Here is a 5,969-nt window from a genome sequence, read left to right as displayed (position 1 = left end):
GCCTTTTCCCAGCGAGGAAACCACGCCGCCTGTAATGAAAATATAGCGGATCATGGGAAGTCAGTTTGCCCGATTCGCTGCGTGCCGCCTAATGGGCAAAGCACTGGAAATTATTGTGGCTGGCCTTCATCCACAGCTTCTTCAGATGGCGCGTCGGCGCTGTCTGATGCCGGCTCTTCCGGTGGTTGCTCGGTAGCCAGAGGATCAGCAACGGCGGGATCGGCTGCCAGTGGATCTTCGCTTGGCGCCGGTGCCGGATCGAGCGCAGAGCTATCATCCAGAAGCGGTGCGGTCGGGTCATTGATTACGTCAAGCGGATCGCCGCCTGGTGTTGTATTGAACTCTTCATCCAGTTGCCGCTCAATCTCGGTGCGTGTGTCACCGAGGTGCCGGGTGGCGATTGTTGTAAGAACGAGGCTGGTGACAAAAAAGATTCCGCCAAAAATTATCGTCGTGCGGACCAGCGCTCCAGCTGCGCCACGGCCTGACATAAGACCGCCGCCGCCACCGCCACCGCCAATGCCGAGAGCGCCGCCTTCGGAACGCTGCATCAATACGACGCCGACAAGCACGAGGCTGACCAGGATGTGGATGACGAGGATAACTGTCATGGATTTCTCTTCAGAATTCTTTGCCGCCGGATAAGGGTTTCAGCGCGCCGCGCCAAGCCCCCTATCTCACAACAGGTCGATACAAGCCGAGTAAATGGCGAGGAAGTCTTCTGCTTTCAAGCTTGCGCCGCCGATCAGACCGCCATTGACGTCAGTCACTGAAAGAAGCTCGGCGGCATTGCCGGGCTTCATGGAGCCGCCATAGAGAATGGGTGTCGCGGCGCCTTGGTTACCGAAGCGCTTCGTAAGCTCGTTCCGAATGAATGTGTGCACCGCCTCCACCTGTTCGGGCGTCGCAACCTTCCCTGTTCCGATTGCCCAGACAGGTTCATAGGCAACAATGAAAAGCGTGTCAGATCCTTCGTCCGGCACCGAACCGCGAAGTTGTGCACCGACAATCTCCAGCGTCTGTTCCTGCTCGCGCTCAGCGAGCGTTTCTCCGACACAGACAATCGGCGTCAGGCCAGCCCGGAAGGCAGCACTCGCTTTCTGGCAAACCATCTCGCTCGTTTCTGCGTGATCGGACCGGCGCTCAGAATGGCCCAAAATGACATAAGCGCCTCCCGCATCGGCGATCATTGCGGCCGAGACATCGCCGGTGTGCGCGCCAGCGTCTGCCGGGTGACAATCCTGGCCTCCGACGGCCAGCCGCCCCGAGCTTGCGAGTTGGCTCATTTCCTTCAACAAGGTGGCCGGTGGGCACAACAGGCAATCAGCCTTGTCCGCAAACTCTGAAAGACCCCTTTCAACCTCGCGCGCGGTTTCCAGCGAGGCGCGAAGTCCGTTCATCTTCCAGTTTCCGGCAATCAGTGGCCTGATCATACGGTGTTCCCCATCTTGCAACTCATGGCGGCCTCGCCTAGCAAGCAGTTCGGATCGAGACAAGACAAAGGTGAAGGCAACCACACATGCTGACGCTATTCAGAAACATGCTCCGCACCAAAGCGGCTGGCTTGCTTTTCGTACTCCTGATTGTCGCCATGGGCGCATGGGGTGTGACCGACGTGTTTTCCGGCGGTATCGGCAGCAATTTTGCCGCCGCCGGCGATACCAGGCTGACCGAAGCGCAGCTCGACCAGGAAATCGAACGCGAGCTGAGAGCAGCCACCGATGAGCGCGGGCGAGCCATTAGCAAGGCGCAGGCCGTCGAGCGCGGCATTGTGGATCAGGTTTACCAGAGAGAGCTCTTTCGCACCGCTTTGATGGCGTATGCCGATCGCCTGGGCGCCGTTGCGACCGATGATGCAGTGCTGGACATTATCCGCAGCGACACGACCTTCCAGGGCGATACAGGCTCTTTTGATCCGGTCCGCTTTCAGCAACTGCTTCAAACCAACGGCTTCTCGGTGCCGATGTTCGAATCCTACCTCAAGCGTGACATGACGATATCGCGCCTGACTGGCGCGACGCAGGCAGGGCTTCAGGCCCCATTGGCCATCTCCTCCCTTCAGGCCGCCTTCAATGGCGAACTGCGCTCAATCGCGTGGTTTGTATTGCCCAGATCTGCGCTGCCGGCCGTCGGAGACATTACCGATGAGGCGCTCGAGGAGTATTACAACCAGCAGAAACAGGCTTTGACACAGCCGCAACGCCGCAGGGTTAGCCTCATTCAGCTTACTCTCGACGATTTCCTAAACCAGGCTGATCTCACTGAAGACGATTTGAGGGCCTATTATGAGGCCGTGAAGGGCCGCCAATATGCCGGGCCAGACACGCGCACATGGACGGAATTCGTCTTCACGACCGAGGAGGCCGCACGTCAGGCCCTTGGGCGTATTGCCGGCGGCGCTGCCCCTGACACGATTACAGGCATTGCCAATTCCGCCGAACGAACCGGCGCCCGCGCCGACATGTCGAACACTGACCTGGCAGATCGTGTTTTCGGGCCTGCAGCCCAGCCAGGCGGGATCTATGGTCCGGTGCAGACCGGTAATTTCTTCACCGTAGCCCGGCTCGAAGCGATTGAACCAGGTGAGGTCGAACCGTTTGAATCTGTGCGCGGCGACATTGTCGACGAGCTCTCCCGCGAGCAGGCCATCGGCCTCTATTACGACTCGCTCACCCGTCTCGACAATCTGATCGGCACAGGTGCCGCGCTCGAAGAGATTGCAGACGAAATGGGCACACCCGTGCTCAGCTTTGCCGCCGTTGACCGCTCAGGCGTGACCGAGCTTGGCCTCGCACCCGGCATGCTCAGAAGCGATCCGGAAATACTCACCCGCACCTTCGATCTGACCGAGGGCGGAAAGACCGCGCGTTTTGGCCAGGATGAAACAGCGCTCATTCTGCGGGTTGATGAAGTAGTCGAGGCTTACACGCCGGAGCTGGACGAAATCCGGGATGACTTGCGAACCGTGATGTTGGCCCAGCGCGAGAATGAGGCGCTCACTAATGCGGCGCAGGCGCTTAAAGCCGAGTTGGAAAGCGGCGAGAAGACGCTTGAACAGGCTGCTGAAGAATATGGCGCGAGCGTCACAGCGCCTGACGCCAGCTTCACGCGCCAGACGAGCAACAGCCAGACCATTCCGCCGCAATTTATTGCGGGAGCCTTTTCTCTGAAAGAGGAAGGCGATGTCTATGTGGCGCCGACACAGAACCGGGATGAAGTCGCTGTCGTTCAACTGGTCTCGATCGATCGTGCATCCGAGGCAGAATTGCGGGCGCTGGCGCCGATATCGCAGCAACAGATCCAAGCGCAGCTTGCCGGCGATCTCCTCGATGCCTTTGCCGCCGATATTCAGCGCAGTGTCGACCTCAAAATCAATTCAGATGCATTTGCCGGCTACAAGAACCGGGTAAACCCGGATTCATGACCCGCGACCGTCTGATCGTCAGGCGGCGGATTGGCGATCTCGAAACGCCCGTATCAGCCATGCTCAAGCTTGACCCGGATTCAGCCGGGTCATTTCTTTTTGAATCGATTCATGGCGGCGAACGCCTGGGGCGGTATTCCTTTCTCGGCCTCGATCCGCTTCGCTGGTTCCGCATTTCCGGCGGCAAGGCTGAAACAGCTGACAATGCAGCGTTTGATGAGGCTCGCGAGCTCGGGCTGACGCCTGTCGAGGCGCTACGTCATTTCGCAGAGGCCGGCCGGGCTGAAACGGAAGAGAAAGACTTGCCACCAATGGCGTCAGGCGCTTTCGGCTATATCGGCTATGACATGATCCAATACGTCGAGCCCGTGACGATTACCGCGCCCGACCATTTGAATGTGCCGGATGCGCTGCTGGTCATCCCGGGCATCGTCCTCGTTTTCGATCACCTCTATCAGGAACTCCTCCTGATCGGCCGCTACGAAGCCGGCAAGAAAGACGACGCGGTCGAACGCCTCGACCGGGTCGAGCGCGCGCTCGAACAGCTCACGCCGCTCTCGCCGCGGGTGGGCGAAGCAGACACACTCGATTTCAGATCAAACACATCGAAGACCCGCTATTTCGAAATGGTCGACGCCTGTATCGAATATGCGAAAGCAGGCGACACGTTCCAGGTCGTGCCCAGCCAGCGTTTTTCAGCGCCCTATTCGCGCAAGTCTATCAGTCTCTACCGTGCGCTGAGACGGCTGAACCCGTCGGCCTTCATGTTCCATATGAATCTGGGGGATGTGCGCCTTATTGGGTCGAGCCCCGAAATCCTTGTGAGGGTCCGGGAAGGCCGCGTCGCGATCCGCCCGATTGCAGGCACACGCCCACGATCCGGCGACCCGGTGGAAGACGCCCGGCGCGCGGCCGATCTGCTCGCGGACGAGAAGGAATGCGCCGAACACCTCATGCTGCTCGATCTTGGCCGCAATGATGTTGGCCGCGTCGCAGCTTATGGGAGCGTCGAGGTCAGCGAGCAGTTCATCGTCGAGCGCTACAGCCACGTCATGCACATTGTCAGCCACGTAGAAGGCAATCTTCGTGAGGGTCTGGACAGCGTTGACGCGCTCCTCGCTGGGCTTCCGGCAGGCACCGTCTCGGGTGCCCCGAAGATCCGGGCCATGCAGATCATCGACGAGCTGGAGGCTTCCCGCCGCGGCATCTATGGCGGCGCTGTCGGCTATTTTGGCTGGAATGGCGATATGGACACCTGCATCGCGCTTCGCACAGCTGTGCTGAAGGACGGTCAGCTTCACATTCAGGCAGGCGGCGGCGTCGTGCTGGATAGCCAGCCGCAATACGAATATGACGAGACGGTGCACAAAGCAGGCGCCCTGAAACGCGCAGCCGAGCTCGCCGGCGCCTATGAGTTTGACCAATGATCCTCGTCATCGACAATTATGACAGCTTCACCTGGAATCTGGTCCACTATGTCGAGCAGGCCGGTGCACGCACGCATGTAATCCGCAATGATGAGCTGTCTGTCCAGGAAGCCCTGGCACTCAATCCGAGCGGTGTTGTCCTGTCGCCCGGCCCCTGCACACCGCGTGAAGCCGGTATCTGTGTCGATTTCATCAAGGCAGCACCGGACAGTTTGCCGATCCTCGGCGTATGTCTCGGGCATCAGTCGATTGGCGACGCGATGGGTGAGCCCGTGGCCGCTGCACGCGCCATTCTCCACGGGAAGGTTTCCTCGATCAGGACCTCCCAGGCTGGCCTGTTTTTCGGGATGCCGGAACGCTACCAGGTCGTGCGCTATCACTCGCTGGCTATCCCCGCAGACCGCCTGCCGGACACGCTGATGGCCGATGCCTGGACCGAGGACGGAGAGATCATGGCCGTCCATCACAAGACGCGTCCGGTTTACGGCGTCCAGTTTCATCCTGAATCGATCAAGACCGAGTACGGCCATGAGTTGATCGAGAATTTCCTCAAGCTGACATGACCGAGGACGCCATCACCGAGGCCGCCAGAGCGCTGCTCGCAGAGATGCGCCCTTTCGCGCCGAGCGCTGCGCCCGGGCAGAACTTTCTGCCGCCCGATACGCGCCGTGATATCCCGGGCAAGTCCGGCTCGACGCCCGTCTGGCGGGCCGGAGACGGACCGGAAACGACCCTGTTTATTCATGGCTGGGATGATAGCCATCGCGTCTGGCGCCAGTTCGCGATGCATTTCCTGCAGACAGGCCGGCCGGTGCTTCTCATGGATCTGCCTGGCCATGGCGCTTCAAAAGCAGAGACCTGCAATTGGCAAAACGCGAGCGCCTCCATCGCTGACGTTCTTGAAGCGGAAGGTCCAATCGAAACAATCATCGCGCATTCCTTCGGGGCGCGCGCGGCCACTCTCGCTGCTTCGGGGTCGCCGGACCTTCACAGCCTTGTTCTGATCGCCCCCCCACTCGTCAGTTGGGCGGACCGGCAACGCGAGAAAGGCGTCACCGAGCCGGTCCTTGAAAGGGCGCGGGCATTATACGTGGACCAGACAGGCCATGACATTGACG

6 protein-coding genes are annotated in these 5,969 nt (G+C 60.0%); 4 read left to right on the top strand and 2 right to left on the bottom strand.

All coding sequences use genetic code 11. The annotated features are described in order from the left end of the window. Nucleotides 1-110 precede the first annotated feature (110 nt). Together secG and tpiA are read right to left on the bottom strand one after the other, a co-directional pair. The gene (gene secG, locus WA989_RS02590) at nucleotides 111-611 is read right to left on the bottom strand and encodes a preprotein translocase subunit SecG (protein WP_424338966.1); all 501 of its coding nucleotides are present in this window, start codon (nucleotides 609-611) and stop codon (nucleotides 111-113) included. Between the two features lie 66 nt (nucleotides 612-677). Beyond that, nucleotides 678-1,433 (bottom strand): triose-phosphate isomerase, encoded by a 756-nt coding sequence (gene tpiA, locus WA989_RS02585; protein WP_424338965.1) that lies wholly within the window; start codon nucleotides 1,431-1,433, stop codon nucleotides 678-680. 86 nt (nucleotides 1,434-1,519) lie between these two features. Here tpiA and WA989_RS02580 point away from each other — a divergent pair, with 86 nt between their 5' ends. The 4 genes from WA989_RS02580 to WA989_RS02565 form a co-directional block, all read left to right on the top strand. Further along, entirely contained in the window at nucleotides 1,520-3,424 is a 1,905-nt protein-coding gene (locus WA989_RS02580; protein WP_424338964.1) for a SurA N-terminal domain-containing protein, read from the top strand. Continuing rightward, on the top strand, nucleotides 3,421-4,851 hold the full coding sequence (trpE, locus tag WA989_RS02575; RefSeq protein WP_424338963.1) for an anthranilate synthase component I: 1,431 nt from the start codon (nucleotides 3,421-3,423) through the stop codon (nucleotides 4,849-4,851). The genes WA989_RS02580 and trpE overlap by 4 nt, the downstream gene beginning before the upstream one ends. After that, nucleotides 4,848-5,414, top strand: coding sequence for an anthranilate synthase component II (locus tag WA989_RS02570; RefSeq protein WP_424338962.1), 567 nt, complete (start codon nucleotides 4,848-4,850; stop codon nucleotides 5,412-5,414). Before trpE ends, WA989_RS02570 begins: the two co-directional genes overlap by 4 nt. Further along, nucleotides 5,411-5,969 (top strand): alpha/beta fold hydrolase (locus tag WA989_RS02565; protein WP_424338961.1); only part of this gene is annotated, 559 nt, incomplete at its 3' end. The genes WA989_RS02570 and WA989_RS02565, both read left to right, overlap by 4 nt.

Source organism: Henriciella sp., assembly GCF_049649345.1.
Classification (GTDB): domain Bacteria; phylum Pseudomonadota; class Alphaproteobacteria; order Caulobacterales; family Hyphomonadaceae; genus Henriciella.
Note: the sequence above shows the minus strand (reverse complement) of the source record. Positions and strands in the feature narration are given on the sequence as shown.